12 protein-coding genes are annotated in these 19,284 nt (G+C 43.2%); 2 read left to right on the forward strand and 10 right to left on the reverse strand.

The features are described from left to right. Positions 1–37: 37 nt before the first annotated feature. The 10 genes from ABV001_RS15485 to ABV001_RS15530 all read right to left on the reverse strand — a co-directional run bounded on the left by ABV001_RS15485 (position 38) and on the right by ABV001_RS15530 (position 17,647). Positions 38–1,501, reverse strand: a complete 1,464-nt coding sequence (locus ABV001_RS15485) for a glycoside hydrolase family 10-like protein (RefSeq protein ID WP_352423643.1) — start codon at positions 1,499–1,501, stop codon at positions 38–40. Positions 1,502–1,620: 119 nt separating this feature from the next. Next, positions 1,621–3,048, reverse strand: a complete 1,428-nt coding sequence (locus ABV001_RS15490) for a DUF4623 domain-containing protein (protein WP_352423644.1) — start codon at positions 3,046–3,048, stop codon at positions 1,621–1,623. A 24-nt stretch (positions 3,049–3,072) separates the two neighbouring features. Beyond that, complete coding sequence (locus tag ABV001_RS15495; RefSeq protein WP_352423645.1) at positions 3,073–4,905, reverse strand: RagB/SusD family nutrient uptake outer membrane protein; 1,833 nt, start codon at positions 4,903–4,905, stop codon at positions 3,073–3,075. Positions 4,906–4,919: 14 nt separating this feature from the next. Next, on the reverse strand, positions 4,920–8,630 hold the full coding sequence (locus ABV001_RS15500; protein WP_352423646.1) for a TonB-dependent receptor: 3,711 nt from the start codon (positions 8,628–8,630) through the stop codon (positions 4,920–4,922). A 237-nt stretch (positions 8,631–8,867) separates the two neighbouring features. Further along, positions 8,868–10,007 carry a FecR family protein gene (locus ABV001_RS15505; RefSeq protein WP_352423647.1) on the reverse strand — a complete coding sequence of 380 codons (1,140 nt, stop codon included), beginning with the start codon at positions 10,005–10,007 and terminating at the stop codon, positions 8,868–8,870. A gap of 192 nt (positions 10,008–10,199) precedes the next feature. Next, positions 10,200–12,194 carry a SusD/RagB family nutrient-binding outer membrane lipoprotein gene (locus ABV001_RS15510; RefSeq protein ID WP_352423648.1) on the reverse strand — a complete coding sequence of 665 codons (1,995 nt, stop codon included), beginning with the start codon at positions 12,192–12,194 and terminating at the stop codon, positions 10,200–10,202. Positions 12,195–12,214: 20 nt separating this feature from the next. Next, entirely contained in the window at positions 12,215–15,451 is a 3,237-nt protein-coding gene (locus ABV001_RS15515) for a SusC/RagA family TonB-linked outer membrane protein (RefSeq protein ID WP_352423649.1), read from the reverse strand. Positions 15,452–15,767: 316 nt separating this feature from the next. Beyond that, positions 15,768–16,337, reverse strand: coding sequence for an RNA polymerase sigma factor (locus tag ABV001_RS15520; protein ID WP_352423650.1), 570 nt, complete (start codon positions 16,335–16,337; stop codon positions 15,768–15,770). Between the two features lie 6 nt (positions 16,338–16,343). Beyond that, positions 16,344–16,856 carry a dihydrofolate reductase gene (locus ABV001_RS15525; RefSeq protein ID WP_352423651.1) on the reverse strand — a complete coding sequence of 171 codons (513 nt, stop codon included), beginning with the start codon at positions 16,854–16,856 and terminating at the stop codon, positions 16,344–16,346. Continuing rightward, positions 16,853–17,647, reverse strand: coding sequence for a thymidylate synthase (locus ABV001_RS15530; RefSeq protein WP_352423652.1), 795 nt, complete (start codon positions 17,645–17,647; stop codon positions 16,853–16,855). The genes ABV001_RS15525 and ABV001_RS15530 overlap by 4 nt, the downstream gene beginning before the upstream one ends. A gap of 387 nt (positions 17,648–18,034) precedes the next feature. Between ABV001_RS15530 and ABV001_RS15535 the strand changes: the two genes are divergently transcribed. Further along, positions 18,035–18,628: a DUF937 domain-containing protein gene (locus tag ABV001_RS15535; protein ID WP_352423653.1), complete on the forward strand. Its 594-nt coding sequence runs from the start codon at positions 18,035–18,037 to the stop codon at positions 18,626–18,628. A 170-nt stretch (positions 18,629–18,798) separates the two neighbouring features. Further along, positions 18,799–19,245 (forward strand): hypothetical protein, encoded by a 447-nt coding sequence (locus ABV001_RS15540; protein WP_352423654.1) that lies wholly within the window; start codon positions 18,799–18,801, stop codon positions 19,243–19,245. The last annotated feature ends 39 nt before the right edge of the window (positions 19,246–19,284 follow it).

The raw sequence follows: 19,284 nt of genomic DNA on the forward strand, positions 1-19,284 counted from the left end.
TTAAATAGTCACGACAAAGATATTAAATATAATTGTGTTATATCCCATTTTTTACTATTTCTGATGGATCACTCTCTTTGTTGTCCGTATTGATATTTGTCACACAATAGTATCCCTTGGCGGTTATCGGGAAGCTCGTCTGGTCTGTGATCGACAAAACAATTCCCTCTTTTTTGATGTCGGGGAAATGATAAATGACAGACCTTACATTTCCCTGCTTGTTCCATGTCAATTGTCCGTTTTCGATTTTCACGTTTTGAGGCTTTGTCGGGGCGGGTGCAACTTCACGTCCCAGAAACGGAATCACCGCCGGAGTTTTATAGATCTCTGCCAATTTATTGGTAATACCTATGGGATTAGAAAGTATGAATCTCCCGCTATACATGGCATTTCCCATCACTTTTTTGTTTCTACGTGACAGGTCGAATTGGCGTTGCAATTCGAGGGTCGATTGAAAAGCAGATGGACTTGTTCCATCTCCGAATTTATAGAGGGCATGTCCAATCATGGGTACGGCGGTATGGTTATATTGTGTCCACCAATTCAATCTCTCCTGGAAATCGTTAGAGGAGTTACCAATTTCCTGGTATAACTGTGGCATCACCACATCTATCCATCCTTCCTTACACCATTTGGCCACATCGGCAAACAGGGTATTTAAGCTGTATTTGGGATCTGCCGCAGGCGAAACTGTGAAGACTATTTCGGGCTTATTGGTCGCAATCACCCCATGTACATCCTTGATGGCAATATCCACATTGGCCCTTCTGAAATCTTCAATAGAGCTGTATGCTGTCCCGTATTTCTGATAGTCGGATACGTCGGAAACCATTGCTCCGGCAGACGAGGGATCAGGGTAAAAGTAATCGTCGAAATGAATTCCGTCGACATCATACTTCGTGATAAGGTCTTTTACGATATCAGCCAACCGTTGCCTTACTTCGGGTAGCGCCGGGTTGTATATCTGTATCTTTTCGTGGCTGACCACCCATTCGGGTTTAACCGAGGCATGTAATGTCGGATAGGCGGTACCGTTATTGGCACGGGTAGCAATACGATAGGGGTTCATCCATGCATGAAATTCCATATCTCGCTTGTGTGTCTCCTCTATCAGGAATTGCAGCACATCATATCCCGGATCTTTTCCTCTTATACCGGTGATGGACAGGCTCCATGGCTCGTAAGGAGAGTTATAGAAAGCGTCTCCCATCGGTTTCACCTGGAAGATGACGGTGTTTATATTCAGCTCTTTGAACTTGTCGAGATATTGTATGTATTGGTTCTTTTGCGCCTCTACACCGTATTGGGTCATGGGCCAGTCCAGCCCCCAGGCCGTAGTAATCCATACGGCTCGCATTTCCTTTTTAGGAAAGACTAATTCATCGGTTGGTATGGGGTTCGGCCCATCGGGGTTGCCATCGCTACCCGGTCCATCATCACTACAGGAAATTACATATGCGGAGAGCAGAAAAATAATATAATAGTAAATTTTTTTCCTCATTGCCGTGAAATTTTATGATTCAAGTTTTATAATAGTATTGCCAGAAAAATAGATAAAAAATTACTTTGGCGGCGTTACACCGCCAAAGTAATTTTTCTTAGGGTATGTTCATTTCAGCCCTAATCATCGAGTGATTTCTTCGGAAACTCAACAATTACAAATCCTGCGTCATTCGAGGCTCCATAAAGCATTAGTTTATCATCGTTCCCTTCACGGTCTTTAGTGACATACCAGCCTGTTTGGGTAGAAGGAGAAGCGTTTACCGCTCCAAGTAGGGAATATTGGAAAATAGGCGTTTTTGCCTCTGATTCGAATATTTCCAGCGCTTCAGTGATAGAAGCTCCCCGGGTGATATCATATACATACATTACCACAGGATCACTGCCTCCGCGTGCTGCTGTAACCGCCATCAGGTAGCGTTCACCGTTAAAATAGACGATTCTTGGATCTGACGCCCTGATCGGAATGGAACTATTGGCCATTTTATATGCTACGGAAGCATCGGCATTGGTCACCATAATAGGGGCTTCGTGGCCGGTAAGCAGGTACTGGTCAGTGTTCCCGATACGATTTATATTCATGAATCCTCCCAAACCGGGTTGTGTATCCAGTATTTTTGGCTCCGAAATCTCGGTAAAGTTAGTGATCTTAAATCGTAATATCTGTGTTACTGCATTGTCTCCAAAATAGATATAACCGTTTCCGTCCTCATCTACATTTACCGAGAGGTTGTCACCGTGGCGTGCTCCTGCACCGGGAATCGTATTCTTGTCGATATTGGCAATTACCTGTGGCGCTTCGGAAGGATCGGTCCAGTGGTAGATTTTTAACGGAGAAACAAGACCGCCGGATAAATTGGCGATATAGGTATGTCCATGTGCCTGTGCCCCTAGATTCACCGCAAAAGTACCGCCTGTCACTCCAGTCTGATCTAACGGAATGGGCTTGATCTCGTTATTCTTCAGGTCGTTCACATCCAGGAGATGCGACGGTCCCAGGGCATTACGGGTGACAATCAATACATGCTTGCCATCAAATCCGGATCCTCTGGTTGATGAGGAGGCGAAATAGGGATAAATCGGGTTACCTAATTCATTGTTTGTATGGTCGATAATTTCGGGTTTGTTAAAATCGGCACCATACACAGGCACGTTCAATCTCAATGTGACGAAATATTCCCGGAATCTGGGTTCGTTGACCACTTTCACCACAATTGTATTGGCATCCTGTCCCTCTTCAAAATTGAAGCTGTAGCTCTCTTTATCCAATTTGGCACCATCGGAGAGTTCTACTTCAAAGCGTATGGCAGAGACGTCCGTCTCCGGATCAACTCTGGGAAAAGAGATTCTCTTTGAGTTTTCGTCCACCGTACCCTCTACTACAGTAGTACCATTGACTCCGGCATTGAGTATCTTGATTGATTTCAAGACGGCAAATTTGTCCGATTCCACGTTTTCAGGGAAATCTTCACCGCATGACAGCAAAAATATCATGAATAACGAAGCGAAAAAGAATCCGCTTTTTGATATATGATTGATTATTTTCATTGTATGGTCTATTTTAAGATGTGATTAATTTTGTGGCCATCCTTCGGTCTGTTGCAACACATACCCTTTACTGGCGTAATCATCCATTTGTGTTCTTCCTACCGGAGACAGGTATGGGTTGATATTCACCTGGTTCAGGAATGGCTGACGTCCGTTCGTAGAAGAGGTTCTGTAAAACCCTACCATGTCGTTGTTGTTTCCACCGTTGTACGTGACTTCTTCTCCATTCAATTTCATTATCGAAAACTTACCAGTGTTTCCGGTAGTCAATTCACTTGTGGCTTCTTTCGGGAAATTCACCCATCCACCGTGCAGTAAATCAATATTGTTATCTGTATCCATGTATTCCAACTTATACCAGCGTTCCAGATCGGCGATACGGGAGTATTCAAAAGCAAACTCCATACGTCTTTCCCTTCTTATTTCCCATAACAGGGGTGATACGTCAATATCTCTTGCGGGATCGTCTGGTAACTCAGCCAACAGCAGTGGTGCTGTTTTCTGTACCCCCATGGCTTCAGCTTCAGGAGCAATTGGCCTGTTCCTGATCTTATTGATTGTCTTGTTGAGATCATCCTGTGTGACAGTTGAAGATCCTGATTCAGCCTTGGCTTCGATCCAGTTCAGAAGCACCTCGGCATATCTTAGTACGGGATAATCGGTACGGTTGTTGATACTGGTAAATTCAACGGGAGGGGCATTCCCTGCCTCTACCGATTTAGCGACGCTCCTTGGCAGAAATTTGTTGACATACCAGTATGAACCTCGATTTTTAGAGGTCGGTTTGTCGTAAAAAGTGCCTTCAAATCGCGGGTCACGTGTTTTGATCACATTGGCCAACTCAAAATTTTTAGCCCCATCCATCGTTGAATTTTGCCAGACTTTTCCGTCATTCAAGATAAATGATTTGATCAGGTTGGCAGTAGGGCCATAGTTGATGGATTCCGACACATTATTGTAGGATGCTACACTATGGGTAACTCCGACAGCCGGATCGTAATGCCGATACATGATACAGTCCTTGTTGCCTTTTAGATCCTCCGATGTAAAGAGTTCCCTGAATTCGGTGACTATATCATACTTGTTGCTGTTTATAACGTAGTCGCCGGCTTCTATGGCCAATTGTAAGAATTTATTTGCCCGGTCATTGTTCTTATAATAATACTTTTGCCAGGTTCCTTCATGGAGTGCGATACGGGAGATGAATCCTGCAACCACATATCTGTTTACATTCATTTCTCCATCATTGATCCTGACATTTTGAAATGCATATTGCAGGTCGTCATAGACTGCATCCATCACTTCGTTACGGGGTGTCCTGGGTTTATATAGATCGTCCATATCGGTATCCGACACCACATGATCGTAATAAGGCACGTCGCCGTAGCTAAGGACCAGTTCGGAATATCTCATTGCCCTGAAAAAGCGTCCGATCCCCATCCAATGGGTATATTCTTCCTCGGTAAGCACGTTACCCATTTTATTTTCAATTCTGTCAATCATGATATTGATGGAACGGATCACCACCATACTCCATACCTGACTATTGGGGACTGAGCGGGTGAAGTTTCCCTGATTTCCGTTGTGGACAACATCGTCGCTGAATGTATATCCTAACAGGGGAGAGTAGCTGTTTGTCCATCCTGATCCATATCCCATGAAAAAGCCGGGATAGAAAGTTCCGCTCACTGAAAAGCCCGGGTAAAATTTATTGGCGTAAAGCCGGATATTTTTTTCATTTACCCAAGTTGTTTCGTCGTTCATATTCGTTTTTGGTGGCCTGTCGAGAAAATCTTCACATCCTGTTAGGAACAGGCTGATAACGGCGATGAGTAGTATATATTTTTTCTGTTTCATCTTGTTTCGTTTTATTATAGAGTTACTTGAACACCGAATGATGCTGATTTGAATGATGGATTGGAGGTACCTGTTCGTCCCAGATTGTAATTGTTATTTCCCGGAGCCAATATCGAATTTCCGGAGATCGCTTCAGGATCAATGGGTAAATCTTTTAATTTGTCGAACGTTAGGAAATTTTCAAGAGACAGATAGATACGTGCATTTGAGAGGTAAATATCTTTTAATACACTTTTAGGTAATGTATACCCCACCGTAATGTTTTTCAGTTTCAAGTATGCCATATTCAGCATATAACGGGATTGTTTTCTCATGACAAATCCTTCATTTTCACCATTCAAGTTCCATGCGCGGGGGTAGAAAGCATCGGTGCGATCTTCTTTCCAGAAATTTTTGGCGATTGCTTGTGGCATGGCACCATCTTTCACGTGAAATCCGGGAATAGCCAATTGGCCGGCGCCCCAGATCTTCCTTTTTCCCACACCTTGGAAAAACAATGCAGCATCGAATCCTTTGTATTCGGCTCCTAAGCGGAGTCCAAATTCATACCGAGGGGTTGAATTTCCGATCACTACCTGATCACCGGGGTCTCCAAATGTATTTTTTCCAGGGGTGATGTAACCATCTCCATCCACGTCGACGAACTTCACGTCTCCGGGACTCACCAGTAGTGTTTGGTTTCCATCTTCGAAATAGGTTTGATACACCGGATTGTTTCCGGCTAACTGGTTCGTGCGTTTTGACGTTCCTTGCCAAATGATATTGGTTTGCATGATATTACCGTTTGCATCATACAGAAAATCATCTTTTTGATAAAGTCGGTCTGTCACATATCCGTAGATGTCGCCATAACGTTTCCCGGTTGCATAGTTATTGGACAAAAGACGATTTTCCCACGGGGTATTCCAGTCTGCCCCTTTGGTTATTCTGGTAGTTGCATCTGAAATGTTTCCATTCACTTGGATGCGGAGGCCATTGGAAAAACGATGGTTGAAATCAACCGCGATTTCCCAACCTTTTGTGCGCAAGTTTCCATAATTTCCCTGAGGCGCACCCGCTCCAAAAGTGGCCGGTAGTGCTTCACCGGCAATAATCATATTTTTTGTATCGCGTTGAAACCATTCAAAAACAAATCCCAGCCTATTATTAAAGAAGCGAAGGTCAAGTCCCAGGTTGAACGACTCGATGTCCTGCCATGTAATACCTGCCGATATGGCATTAGGGGTAGTCAAATAGGAATATTGTTTTCCATCTGCGGTTAACCAAGTGTTTTTTTCAATATCCATCATGGCCAGATAAAGACTGTTGCTTACTGACTGGTCACCTATGGAACCCCATGATGCTCTTATCTTCGCAAAACTTAATACCGGATCGAGTTCCTGCATGAATGATTCGTTAGAAATGACCCATCCTCCGGAAAATGAAGGATACCATTTCCAGCGTAAATGTGACGGGAATTTTGAAGTCGCATCATAACGCAAATTCGCTTCGAAAAGATATTTATCCATAAATGAATAATTGACACGTCCGAAGTATCCCACTTGGGATTCCCAATTAGTGTCTCCACCGGTTGTTTCCGTTCCATCTGCCAATTCGAAATGGGGATTATTCTCATCAATCAATTCCGTTTGATTTCCCCAGAAACTGTTCCATTTATAACTGACAACGTTGGTGCCGAGCATAAATCTGAACTGATGCATATCGGCAAGATTCAGGTCATAATTGGTAATGGCATTGAGTGTATGCCTGTCGGAATTAAATGATGATTGATAGTAGTAACTTTTGTCCGAAGTCACATAATTTACCCATGGGAGCCTATAGCCGGGCATTCCATCCGTGTCGGTCGGTTTTCCATTTTCGTCCACGTAGATCCGGTTTCCCTCCTCGTCATTCCATGCCACGGGAGTGTACCATGGCTCTCTCGCCGCAAATGTCGGGGTTGATTTTTGAATTGAATTATTTTGTGAGGTGTAAGCATAGTCCACAATCACATCCCAATTGCTGGTAAGGTTTATCGTAGTTCCGAGCGTTAGATTTGTATATTTCTTTCTGTCCACTGCGGTATGTGCATTTTTTGTGTCGAAGTAGGGATCACGTACCTCTTCTCCGTTTTCCATCGCGCCCGTGGGAAATAACCTACTCCAACGATAGAGATACAGCCAGGGATCGGCGGTAAATCCTGTCGCCGAGTTAGGATATTTTTTCGTCGCATCGGAATACATAGCACCTCCTCTGATTGTCAGGAAGTCGGTTATTTGGGTTGAGAGGTTCATATTCCCGGTATAGCGGGAGAAATTGTCATCCTGCGCCGGTTTCATCATACCTTCTTGTTCTAAATAGCCCAAACTAAGGTTATAGTTGGTATCCTTCCGTTTTCCATTCAGCGAAAGATTGTGATTCTGTGAAAAAGCAGAACTTTTGACCATTGCTTCTACCGGATCGTATATTCTGTAACCATATTTATCGGTACCGTCATAGATCCAGTCCCTTCCGTAAATAATCGGATCGTTCCACTTTACGCTTTTCCCGTATTTTTTATCCCACTCTTTAATTTTATCAAAACTATCCCTATTGACACGCCAAAATCCACCAGCCGGTCCGGAAGCCTTCATATTTTCATGGGCTTCCAGTGTGTATTCGAGACCGTCTATTCCTGCAATATCAATCTTTTTAAAGGGTTGTTGCCATGATAAATTGGATGAATAGGTGATATTCGTGGTTTCAGTGGTTGCACCTTTTTTGGTGGTAATAAGAATCACGCCGAAAGCAGCTTTTGAACCGTAAATAGAACTGGAAGCGGCATCTTTCAGTACTGATATGGATTCAATATCATTCGGATTGATCATTTGTATATTAGGTACTTCTACGTTGTCTACCAGAATAAGTGGGTCACTATTCCCGGCGATAGATCCAATTTGTCCGCGGATTTTCATGATTGGACTAGACCCTACTTCTCCACTTGGTACCACAACGGAGAGACCTGGAATTGTACCCTGTAACCCTCTACCAAAATCCGGAATAGGGCGGCTACCCATCGTTTCTCCCACATTCACAGAGGAGACCGCACCGGTAAGGTTGGCTTTTTTCTGTGAGCCATATCCCACTATCACCACTTCTTCCAGAGCTTTTGTATCTTCCTGTAAAATGACTTTGAAACTTGTCTTACCGGTTGTATTCACTATTTGGGTCAAATAACCGATATAGGTGATACGGATGGTGGCATTGGTGGTCACCTTCAGCGTGAACCCTCCGTTGATATCGGTGATGGTGCCATTGGAGGTGCCTTCTTCAACGATATTGGCACCTATGATGGATTCGCCATTCATATCCGTCACCGTTCCCGTAATGGTTTTACCGGTTTGTTGTACCTCCTTGACTGTGGTAGTCTCTTCTCCCTTCTTCTCCTCGTCAGCGGTACCTGGTTTCCTGGAAATGGTGATCTGCCTGTTGACGATGGAGTAGGTAAGGTCTGTATTTCTCAACAACAAATCCAGTATTTCGTTCATGGATTTGTTGTTGAGGGAAACATTTACGTTTTTAGACAGACCATTCTCTATATTATCCATAAAGAGAAATAGATAGTCACTGCTTTTTTCTAATTCACGAAATGCCTCTTTTAGTGTGACATTTTTCAGTTCGGCACTGACCGTTTTGGACTGAGAGTAGATGTTCTCAGCTGATACTGAAAAGATGCAAAGGAATGTGATTAAGAAATAGATTTTCATGATTTTTAAAAATTTGCCATTTGTTTTTTTGGCAAATAATTCACAGTTATACTTTTCTTGCATATCTTTGTGTTGAATTTTAATTTGTTACCAATAAATTAGGTTCACTTCGTAGATTTTGTACCAACAAAATTTACACTTTGGTCGAATAATGTTGCCGCATTATTCGACTTTTTTCATTCTTTATCTTTCATAGGCATACATCATTTTTTTTAGTGAATAATACTGATTTTCTGGTTATTTCCTGATGGATATGGTGGTATCACCTTGTTTATCATATTGTAAATAAGTCATCTTTGAAAAAGCTTCCAAAACATCATCTAAATTCTCCGAAAGGAATAATTTCCCAGAGCAAGTCTGGTTGTTCATATCCAGATCCCGGGCATATTGGAACTCAACATTATAATACCTTCCTATTTTTTTCAATACCTCATTGAGGGGGGACTTGTTGAATTGCATATAACCGTTTGTCCAACCGATATAATCGGAGACATCCACTTTTTTACGGAGGATTGCTCCGTTTTCGATTTCAGCTATTTCACTGGGATTAAGCCGTAAAGTGCTGTTTTCGCTTTTCACTTCCACCGAACCGTTTACCAGTACAACCGACTCCCTTGCGTCTTCTGAATAGGAGGATACATTGAAAGATGTACCGTATACGGTGATTTGAGATTGTGGTGTCTGTATTACAAATGGTGTTTTGTTTTTTGCCACATCAATGAAAATCTCTCCTTCTATCCTGATTTCTCTTCTTTTCCCGGAGAATGAGGTCGGAAATTTCATCTTCGTGCCGGAATTCAAATGTACTTTCGTACCATCGGCCAATATCAATGTAGATCTCTTTCCGTAGGGAACCACGAGTGTGTTTACCTGGCTGTCGTTCAAATCGATTTCTTTCTTTGCAAGTGGATGTTGAATGACCGCACTATGTTTCTTTTCGGATAAGCTCAGGGTGGAGTTGTTGTCTATTTCCAAAACATCATTGCCGGTAAAAAGTTGGATATTGCTGTTGTCCTTCACTTCACCTATGATGGATAACTGTTGTAGCGTATCTTCGGGTTTTTCGTATAGCATAAAAAGGGTGGATATGAACGTAAGGAGCAATACCGCGGCGGCAGAGATGAAGACAATCCTCAGTTTCCGCTTCTTTTCTTTTTTGATCCTGCTTTTCAGGGCCTGCAATAAAGACGCATCTGCAGTCAGCAACAAGTCTTGTTCGTTACGTATCTGTTCGAATATTTCAATTGCTTCATTGAATGCTTTTCCGTGCTCTCCGTTTTCCCTGATAAAACTTTCCCAAAAGGTATTCAGTTCCTTGGAGGGGTGAATCCTCCAGTATACGAAAAGGTCATCGCTTAAGAAGTCCTTATAATTCATTCCGAGCTCTTTTTTATTATATTATAAAGACTGTGCAAAGGACAAAACAAGGACAATATTAGTGAATTTTAACCTTGTATAGTTAAAAATGGGCGTCTTCGGAACAAAGAAGGACTTGGTGAAAAAAGGACAGGGCAACTTTTAAGAAATTGCCCTGTCGGTTATTTGAAAAATTAGTTTATCTCTTATCCTCTAATTGAGAGTGGACTGTATATAACCAAAATATTCATTGTCGGTAGCGCAATCCCACCAGACAGGACAACTCCAGATATATTTCTCCAAAGCATTGGCATTGGCCTCTTTTGCATTGGTGGAGTTGTATCTCAATTCAAGTGTGTCGGGTAATCTCCACCGGCGCATCCAATAGGTGGGGTCGGTCTTGGATGAACCAATGATTTCGGCTTGTCCCGCAAACAACGGGCTGCGGTCATAGCCGGGATACACAACGCCAAAATTGTCAATATTGCCGGCACTGTAATTGAAACGGCGCATATCGTTCCAGTTTTCGACGCTACAACCCATGGCGAGGTATTTTTGCAGCATGATGTCGGCCATGGTAAGGCTTCCGGCGTCCTGGCAAACAGCATCACTGGAGAGGTATGTCGCGATGGCACTTTCATCCATGGGCCACATATCGGGATTGGTATGCCCGGCAGCTTTCCATTCGGTCAGTTTATCCTGCATCATGTCGATATGGGCTTTGATCCCATCCTGATATGCTTTATGGGAATTGCTTTGATCTCCTTTCCGCATATACACTTCGGCTTTGATAAAACACATCTCGTGATAGGTCAATATCTCCTGGTCCGAATTCGGCCTGACCTGGAACGAGCCGGTAGATCCCACTGCTCCGTGCGACTTGGACTGGGTGGTGAAATACCAGTTCATATCCAATTCTCCCACGTCTGCATTCCCGGTCTGTACCGAATTGCTACGTAAATTGACATATACGGTGTCACCTGCATATTTGTAATTGGTGCTGTTCACATATACCGATCCGGTTTTATAAGTAACAGTTACGTCATTTCCACTGACCGTATAGGGTTTTCCGGCCAATGCCGCGATAAAGGCCGTACGGTCGGCATTATCCTCAATCGTATATTTAATCTCCTTGTCGACGTCTGCATAGGTCGCAATCTGGATAGATGTGGCTCCTCCTGCAACCAGCCGGGTGGCATCACCATATACATCCACACCTTCGGAGCGTAGCCATTCAAACTCCTGGACTTTATTCTCGGCACTTAACTTGATATTACTCATCGATGCTGGCACAATCTTGGTCATACGGGGATCTTCCACTCCCGAACCCCGCATGTCTATCAGTAGATCGTAGTAATATTTGCCAATACGCTGGTTGCTGCCATACGCGGCGTAATCCCAATTGCCGTTGGTCATGACAGGGTCGAAGAACAGGTAGTCAAGCACGTCTGAAGTGCTATTATAGCAACGGGCAAAGGTATTATCGGTGTTGGATTGCGGCCCTTTGGAGAGGCAGTCCAAGATAGCCTCGGGATCATATAAGTCTGTTTTTTTGGAGAGTTTCAGCAGGTAACGGGCTTTTAATCCATAGCAGAGTTTCAGCCATTTGTTTACATCGCCCCCGTTCCATATATCCCCCGATGAAAGACTTTCAGCGGTTACTTCCTGGTTCCGGCTCAATAGTTCGATCGCTTCATCCAGTTTGGTGATGCAACCGTTGAAAACAGTTTTCCCGTCATCATACGCAGGGCTTGGAGAGGAGGCCAATGCTTCTGTATAGGGTATCTCGCCATAGAGATCCAACATTTCCATAAAGCCCAATGCATGCATCACATTGGCGGCTGCCATATAATGGTAAGCGCCTTCTTCCTGTGCTTTGTTATAGAGGTCGTTCAGGTTGGCAGCTGACGAAACGAACCATGTTTGATAGGGCGTTGTGGTTGAACCCGGTTGACAAGCCCAGGTGACGCCTAAATGGTTGTTGTTCGTATTGTTACTGTAATAGACCCCGGCCTGGCACGCGGTGCGCATGTTGGTGACACCGGCAGAATACATATAGAATTTCTGGATCCATGGCAGCCTGTTTGATACCACGGCGCTTTTGTTATTGGGCGAGTCGGGGTCATTATTTACATCCAGCCAATCGTTACAGGAAGTGGTGTATAATACGATGCCTGCCAACACAATATAATATTTTAGATTTTTCATAATTTTCTGTTTTTTCATTATTAAAATGTGACATTTACACCAAAGGTGAAACTGGAAGTGGCAGGGACACTGCAATAATCTATACCGGTTGCTCCGGATCCACCTGTCCCGCCGGCTGTACTTACTTCCGGATCCATTCCCTTGTAATTTGTCAACGTGAGCAAGTTGGTTCCTGTTAAGGTTACCGCAAGTCCTTTGATAACATGCCGGTTTTTGATCATTTTGGTGAAGTCATAACTAATCGCCATTGAACGTAACTTTAACCAGTTGACGGATGTGATGAAGTGATACGAATTGGAAGCATAATTATCCCAGTACTTTTGTATCATGGCTTTTCCCGAATAGGTGGTACCACTGATCGTATATTGTTGGTCTACATGATAAGTCTGGTTGAAATCCTCGCCTGTCACACTGTTTACCCCCGTTACGGTTACATATTCACGACCATTTTCCAGGGTTCTTTTAGACAATCCGTTGGTGACCATGTAGTATTCCGTACCGTTATATACGTCGCCCCCTATGCGCAGATCGAGCAGGAACGAGAATGTCAGGTCCTTGTACCTGAAAGAATTATTGAGCCCTCCAATAAATTTAGGTTCCCTGTTGCCGACCACATCGTTTGAGGTACTTGCTACTTTATAGAGTCCCGTGGTGGGATCTACCTGGTAACGGCCATCGATAACCTCCTCTTCCTGACCATCTTCTCCTTTCGTTTCATAAGCATACCGTGACCCTATCAAGGCCAGGAAATTACCCCCGTTAGGAATGGAGGCTGCCTTGACGGTGCCGAACTGCGCGTCGGTGGGGTAGAAGATATCCACACCGGCAAGGAATTCACCCAGTTTCCCTCGATTGTAGGAAGCATTTAAAGTGATATCCCATTCAAAATAAGGTGTTACAATGGGTTTACCCGTAATCGCGATTTCCATCCCCTTGTTGATGACAGAGCCTGAATTAATAGACGACATGATATACCCGCTGGCATTTGACAGGCGGGGGGAGGCTATCTGATTGGAAGTCTTGCTATGGTAGTAAGTATAATCCAGTCCGATCCGTCCATTCAGGAACCTGAATTCTCCTCCCACTTCCCATGCTTTCTGTATCTCCGGTTTCAAATAAGCATTTCCGCTTACGTACTGATTACCCACACCTACATACGAACCAAAGGTAAAGGGACTGGTGAGGTAAGTAAGCGTTGCATAAGGATTGGCGTCTTTACCCACTTGAGCCCAGCTGGCACGGATCTTTCCGAACGAAAGAATATCGTTTTTAGGCATTAATTCGGTAAATACAAATGACCCGCTGACAGAGGGGTAAAAATAGGAACGATTATCGATAGGCAGGGTTGACGACCAGTCATTACGTCCCGTTACGGTGAGATAAGCCATACTTTTGTAAGATGCACGAAACTCTCCATAGACGCCCACCAGCCGTTTCTTGATGGTGGCATCGGTAAAGAACTGGTTCTCTTTGGAAATATTGGCGAAGCTAACAGTGCCGGCTGTAATAAAATTATACCCCCAGTGGGTCTGGTTTAACCGTTCCGTGCTTTCAGTCGTATTTCCGAACAAGAGATTGAAGTCAAAATCATGCAAAGCCTTATGGAAATTGGTCATGATATTAGTAGTGATATAGGTATAGCCATAGTCACTTTTACTCAAACGGCCGTTTTGGTATATTTCCTTCACCACTGATCCGGGGGCCACGTATGTATAAGCTTTTGTCGTATATTGATCGTATCCTACCCGTGCCGATACGTTCCACCAGTCGGTGATCTCCATAGCTCCTGCCAGTGACCCGGTAAAACGATCGGTCTTATCCGTCATTTTATTCTTGTTGATGATCCAGTAGGGATTCTCCTTGTCGTCAGCCAGATCCCAGCGTCCTTCAAACAACCGATATTTGGTGCCGTCTTCGTTTAGATATTTCGACATGTCTTCGGTCAACGGCCAACTATAAAGGGCCGTCATCGTGCCGTTTCCTCCTCCGTCCCACAGTCCTGCGGAAGTCAGTGTCTTATTTGTATTGGCAATTGAGTAGGCTGCGTTGGCATTGACGGTGAGTCGCCCATATTTCTGTTCTCCATTGAAACGGAACGTAGTTTTGTCATACCCGGTTTCAGGCACAATCCCTTTCTGGTCATAATTAGAAGCCGACAAATAGAAAGAGCCGTTGTTGTTACCGCTGGAGATACTTATATTGTTGTCATATACCACTGCATTTTTGAAAAAATTCCCGATATTGTCATATAGGGTAGTGCCGGCTCCGATTTTCTCCCCCCACGACTTATAGGTAAGATCATTGAATACGCCATTATTTTCATAGTACCCGCGACCGAACTCTTTTTGGGTTTCAGGTAATTTGGTGGACCAGGAGGAACTCAGTTTGCTGGATACGTCAATTTTCACAGTGCCTTCCGTGCCTTTCTTTGTGGTGATCACAATGACGCCATCGGCTGCGCGTGAACCATAAAGGGCGGCTGCCGCAGCCCCTTTCAATACCGACATTGTTTCAATATCTTCAGGGTTGATATCCATTACACGGTTGGAGAAAGTGGTGTTACTGCGTGTCATGCCGTCGGTAGCGCTATTTCCTACCACTGAAGTTGAATTATCATAAATGATGCCGTCAACCACGAAAAGTGGCTGATTTTCACGACCTTCCGATGTGGAGTTCCCTCCACGGATAGTAATATTTGCTCCGGCTCCGGCTGCACCGCTACTTTGGGTGATATTTACCCCGGGGATCTTACCTGCCAGGGAATTCACCACATTGGTGTTTTTATTTTTCATTAACTCCTCTGAGTTCAGATCGGATACGGAATACCCTAATGCTTTCCTTTCCCTTTTAATACCCATGGCGGTTACCACTACTTCTTCCAAAGCTTGGAAGTCTTCTATTAACGTAATATCGAAATAAGACCTTTCTGCGCTATGGATGGTCTGTGGCAAATAGCCAATATAAGAGATGCGGATAGTAGCATTATTGCCTACCTGTAGGACGAATTTTCCGTAGATATCTGTGACAGTCCCGTTGGGCGAAGTGTCTTCTTCAATGACATTGGCCCCGATAATGGGCTGTCCATGTATATCCTTTACTATGCCGGTAATTGTTTTCCCGGTTTGTTGTGCCTTAACAGCTGCATTTTCCGGTATTACGTTTTTCAATTCGGTGCTCTCTGTCCCGGATTCAGGTTGTATATTTCCTGCTGTAACGGAAAAAACAGAGACGAAAGTAATTAAAATACAATATCTCATAATTGTTAAAAATTTATTATCCCTTTTCAAAAGAAATAATTTTGATGGATTCTTTACTTGCATACTTTTGTTTTTAATTTGTTACTAATTAGTTACGCAGCACGTCGTAACAGCAAAACACACATTAGGGTGAGTAATCCGCCATATTGTCTGATATTTTGTAACTTTACTTTCTCCCATAGGCATACATATTTAGATTTGAATTAAAGGTCATTACACAAAAAAGTCATTATGATATATTTATGGCTTTCTCGTCTCAAAAATATCAAAAAAATGTAAATCAAATATGATTTTAATAAATAATAACTAAATTTAATTATATAAAGAGATATAAGAAAGAGCGTATGGGGTTCTTCAATTGTTGGTTTTCTCTCATTTTCTGTAGCCCTCTGTAGGTCGATTTTTTTACAGCTTCAGGTTGCATGTTCAGCAATGCAGCGATCTCATCGAATGATAGATTGAGTTGATAATGATAATAGATAATTCTTCTTTGTTTCGGCGGTAAAATTTTTAATGATTGTTTGATTTTATCCTTCAGCAGTAATTTCGTTTCCTTTTCAATGATCTTTTCAACCACGCTGCTTTCATTCTCCGTAATGATGTCGTTATAATCGATATGATCAATTTTAGTTTCCAGATTGTGGATATCAAATAATCTGTTTTTCAGACAGTGGAGCAAGTAGGATTCTATATTTCTGATGTGATTTAGCTGGTTGCGGGAAACGTATATTTTATAGAATACGTCCTGGATGGCATCCTTGCAGGCCTCTTCATCGAAACCGATTTTTAAGCCGTACGCAAAGAGTTCATTAAAATAACTGCGGTACAGTTCCGAAAAAGCATTTTCGTCGCCCCGCAGAAATTCTTGCCAACTGTTCACCTCCATTTTATATCATCTCTTTTTTAAATAGGTCTCAAACGAATAATTATATGGATGCTTCTCGTCCGCCTTATTGGTTTTTTGATGAATTAACTCCCATTCGTTGATATTTATTTCCGGGAAGAAGGTGTCGGCATCGTCGAATGTATGATGGATACGGGTAAGGTAAAGTGTATCGGTCAAATGGTATGCCGAACGGTAGAGTTGTCCGCCACCGATAATAAAAACCGTATCTTCATTCTTGCAATGGGTCAGCGCTGCCTCGAGAGAAGGCACCACGACACATCCAGGGTAATTTTCCTCCTTATCGGAAGTAATCACTATATTCGTGCGGTTGGGAAGTGCCCCTTTGGGTAACGACTCGTAGGTCTTTCGTCCCATGATGATGCTATGTCCGGTGGTAAGTTCCTTAAAATGTTTCAAGTCGCCGGGAAGGTGGCAAAGCAGTCCGCCCTTACGCCCGATACCGTTTTGCTCATCGAGCGCGACGACAATGGCAATATGTGGTTTTTTATCATTCATCATACACTCACGGCACCTTTAATATGTGGATGTGGGTCATAGCCGGCCAGTTCGAAATCTTCGAAACGGAAGCTGAAAATATCCTTCACATCAGGATTGATCTTCATTTGGGGTAATGGTCGTGGTTCACGCGACAATTGAAGGTTCACCTGCTCGAGGTGGTTCAGATAGATATGGGCATCACCCAGGGTATGGATAAAATCTCCTTCCTCCAACCCGGTCACTTGCGCCATCATTTTTAGTAGCAATGCATAGGACGCAATATTGAACGGTACTCCCAGGAAGATATCGGCGCTACGCTGATATAGTTGCAGGCTCAGTTTGCCATCCGCCACATAAAACTGGAAGAAAGCGTGGCAGGGTGGGAGGTTCATATTGGGAATATCAGCCACGTTCCACGAACTGACAATAATACGACGTGAGTCGGGATTGTTTTTAATGGCATTGACCGCCTGCGATACCTGGTCGATATGCCCGCCATTATAATCGGGCCAAGATCGCCATTGGTATCCATAGATATGTCCCAAGTCGCCGTTTTCGTCCGCCCATTCGTTCCAGATGCGTACTCCATTGTCATTCAGGTACTTCACATTAGTGTCCCCGTTCAGGAACCAGAGTAGTTCGTGAATGATTGATTTCAGATGCAATTTTTTTGTGGTGAGCACCGGAAAACCGTCGCTCATCTTATATCGACTTTGATGCCCGAAGATACTGATGGTACCGGTTCCGGTGCGGTCTTCTTTTTTGACGCCTTCGTCGAGTACCCGTTGCAAGAGGTCAAGATATTGTTTCATATTTTTAGAGCAAAGAATAAAGAATAAAGAGTAAAGAATAAAGAACCAAGACTGTTAGAACCAAGAAGCAAGACTTGATTAATGGATAATTGACAATTAAAGAGTGAAGAATTAAGAGTGAAGAATTAAGAATTAAGAATTAAGAATGAATTCTGAACTTCTTAACTTCTTGAAATCTTCTTGAAATCTTCTTGAAATCTTCTTCATTAACCAGACAAAAATAACATTTTTTTTTACAGCAGGCAATTCATTGTTGAAAAGTAATTGTATACCGATACGATCCGGATGTGGTTTTATTCCTCATCTCCTTAATTGTCAAAACCAAATAGGGCTGAAATTGTTGAAACAATCCTATCTTTGAAAAATTATTTTTAATTACTCACGCAAATGGATCTATCAGAATTATTAAACAGCCCGATGGGGCAATCGATTGTGAAAAGTGTGGCCGGCCAACTCGGCATGAATGAGAAAGAAGCATCGGGGGTAGTCGATATGGCGGTGCCGGCATTATTGGCCGGAATGACCAGGAATGCACAGTCCAGCGATGGGGCGGAGAGCCTGAACAAAGCGCTCGAAACGAAACACGACGGTTCGCTTTTGAATAATCTTTCAGGCATATTGCAGGGGAACACAAAAGAGTTGCAACAGGATGGCAACGGAATTCTGGGGCATGTGTTCGGGAACAATCTTTCCTCTGTAGAACAGGGGATTTCGCAAAAGACAGGCGTCAGTATGAATAAAGTAGCTCCTTTGCTGGCGATGCTCGCACCTGTTGTGATGGCTTATCTGGGAAAACAAAAACGACAGACCAATACCGGTGCGGGTGGTTTGGGTGACCTTTTGGGAGGTCTTTTAGGTGGCGGCCAACAAAAGAGTAGATCAGGGGGAGGTATCATGGATATGTTAGGCAGTGCGCTGGATAAAGATGGCGATGGTAATCCTTTAAACGATATCCTCGGAGGATTTCTGGGAGGAAGGTAATATCCTTCACCGGGATTATAGGATAGGACGCGCTGTTTTCAATCAGGCAGGTGTATGGCGAGGGAAAAGAAGTTAAACTTTTTCCCTCTTTTGCTGTTCTACATTAAACGTAAAGACTTTTTTCAAGTCGAAGCATACATAAAAGCCTTCAGGCATTAAAACACTTAATTATGAAAAGAAAATTATTCTCCTCGTTGTTTGTAGCTTTACTCTTTTTAGGCATCGCCTTTTTTACTGCATCATGTAGTGACGATATAGATGAAACGCAATGGGATATCCAGGATTATGAAGTGAAAGCGTCGGAATGGAGTTGGAATCCAGAGAATGAAAGATGGGAAGCGGTAAAACCAATGAAATATATCAGTGAGTTTATCTACGAAAGTGGAGCAGTGATTGGTTATGTCTTTTTAGGGGTGCAAAATGAAGATGAAGTGCAGACGCAATTGCCATTTACGAGACGTGTTTTTTTAAACGATGGCACTTATTTTACGGAAACATTGGGTTATGAATATAGTTTTTTGACCAAAAAGGTGACATTTTATATTGCACCGGCTGATGGTATCCAAGACACTGAAGCAAGAACGCCATATGTATTTCGACTTGCATTAATTTGGTGAGATTCAACGTGTGTTTTAAATAAAATACCTATATTTGTG

This window comes from Proteiniphilum sp., from assembly GCF_040307845.1.
Classification (GTDB): Bacteria; Bacteroidota; Bacteroidia; order Bacteroidales; family Dysgonomonadaceae; genus Proteiniphilum.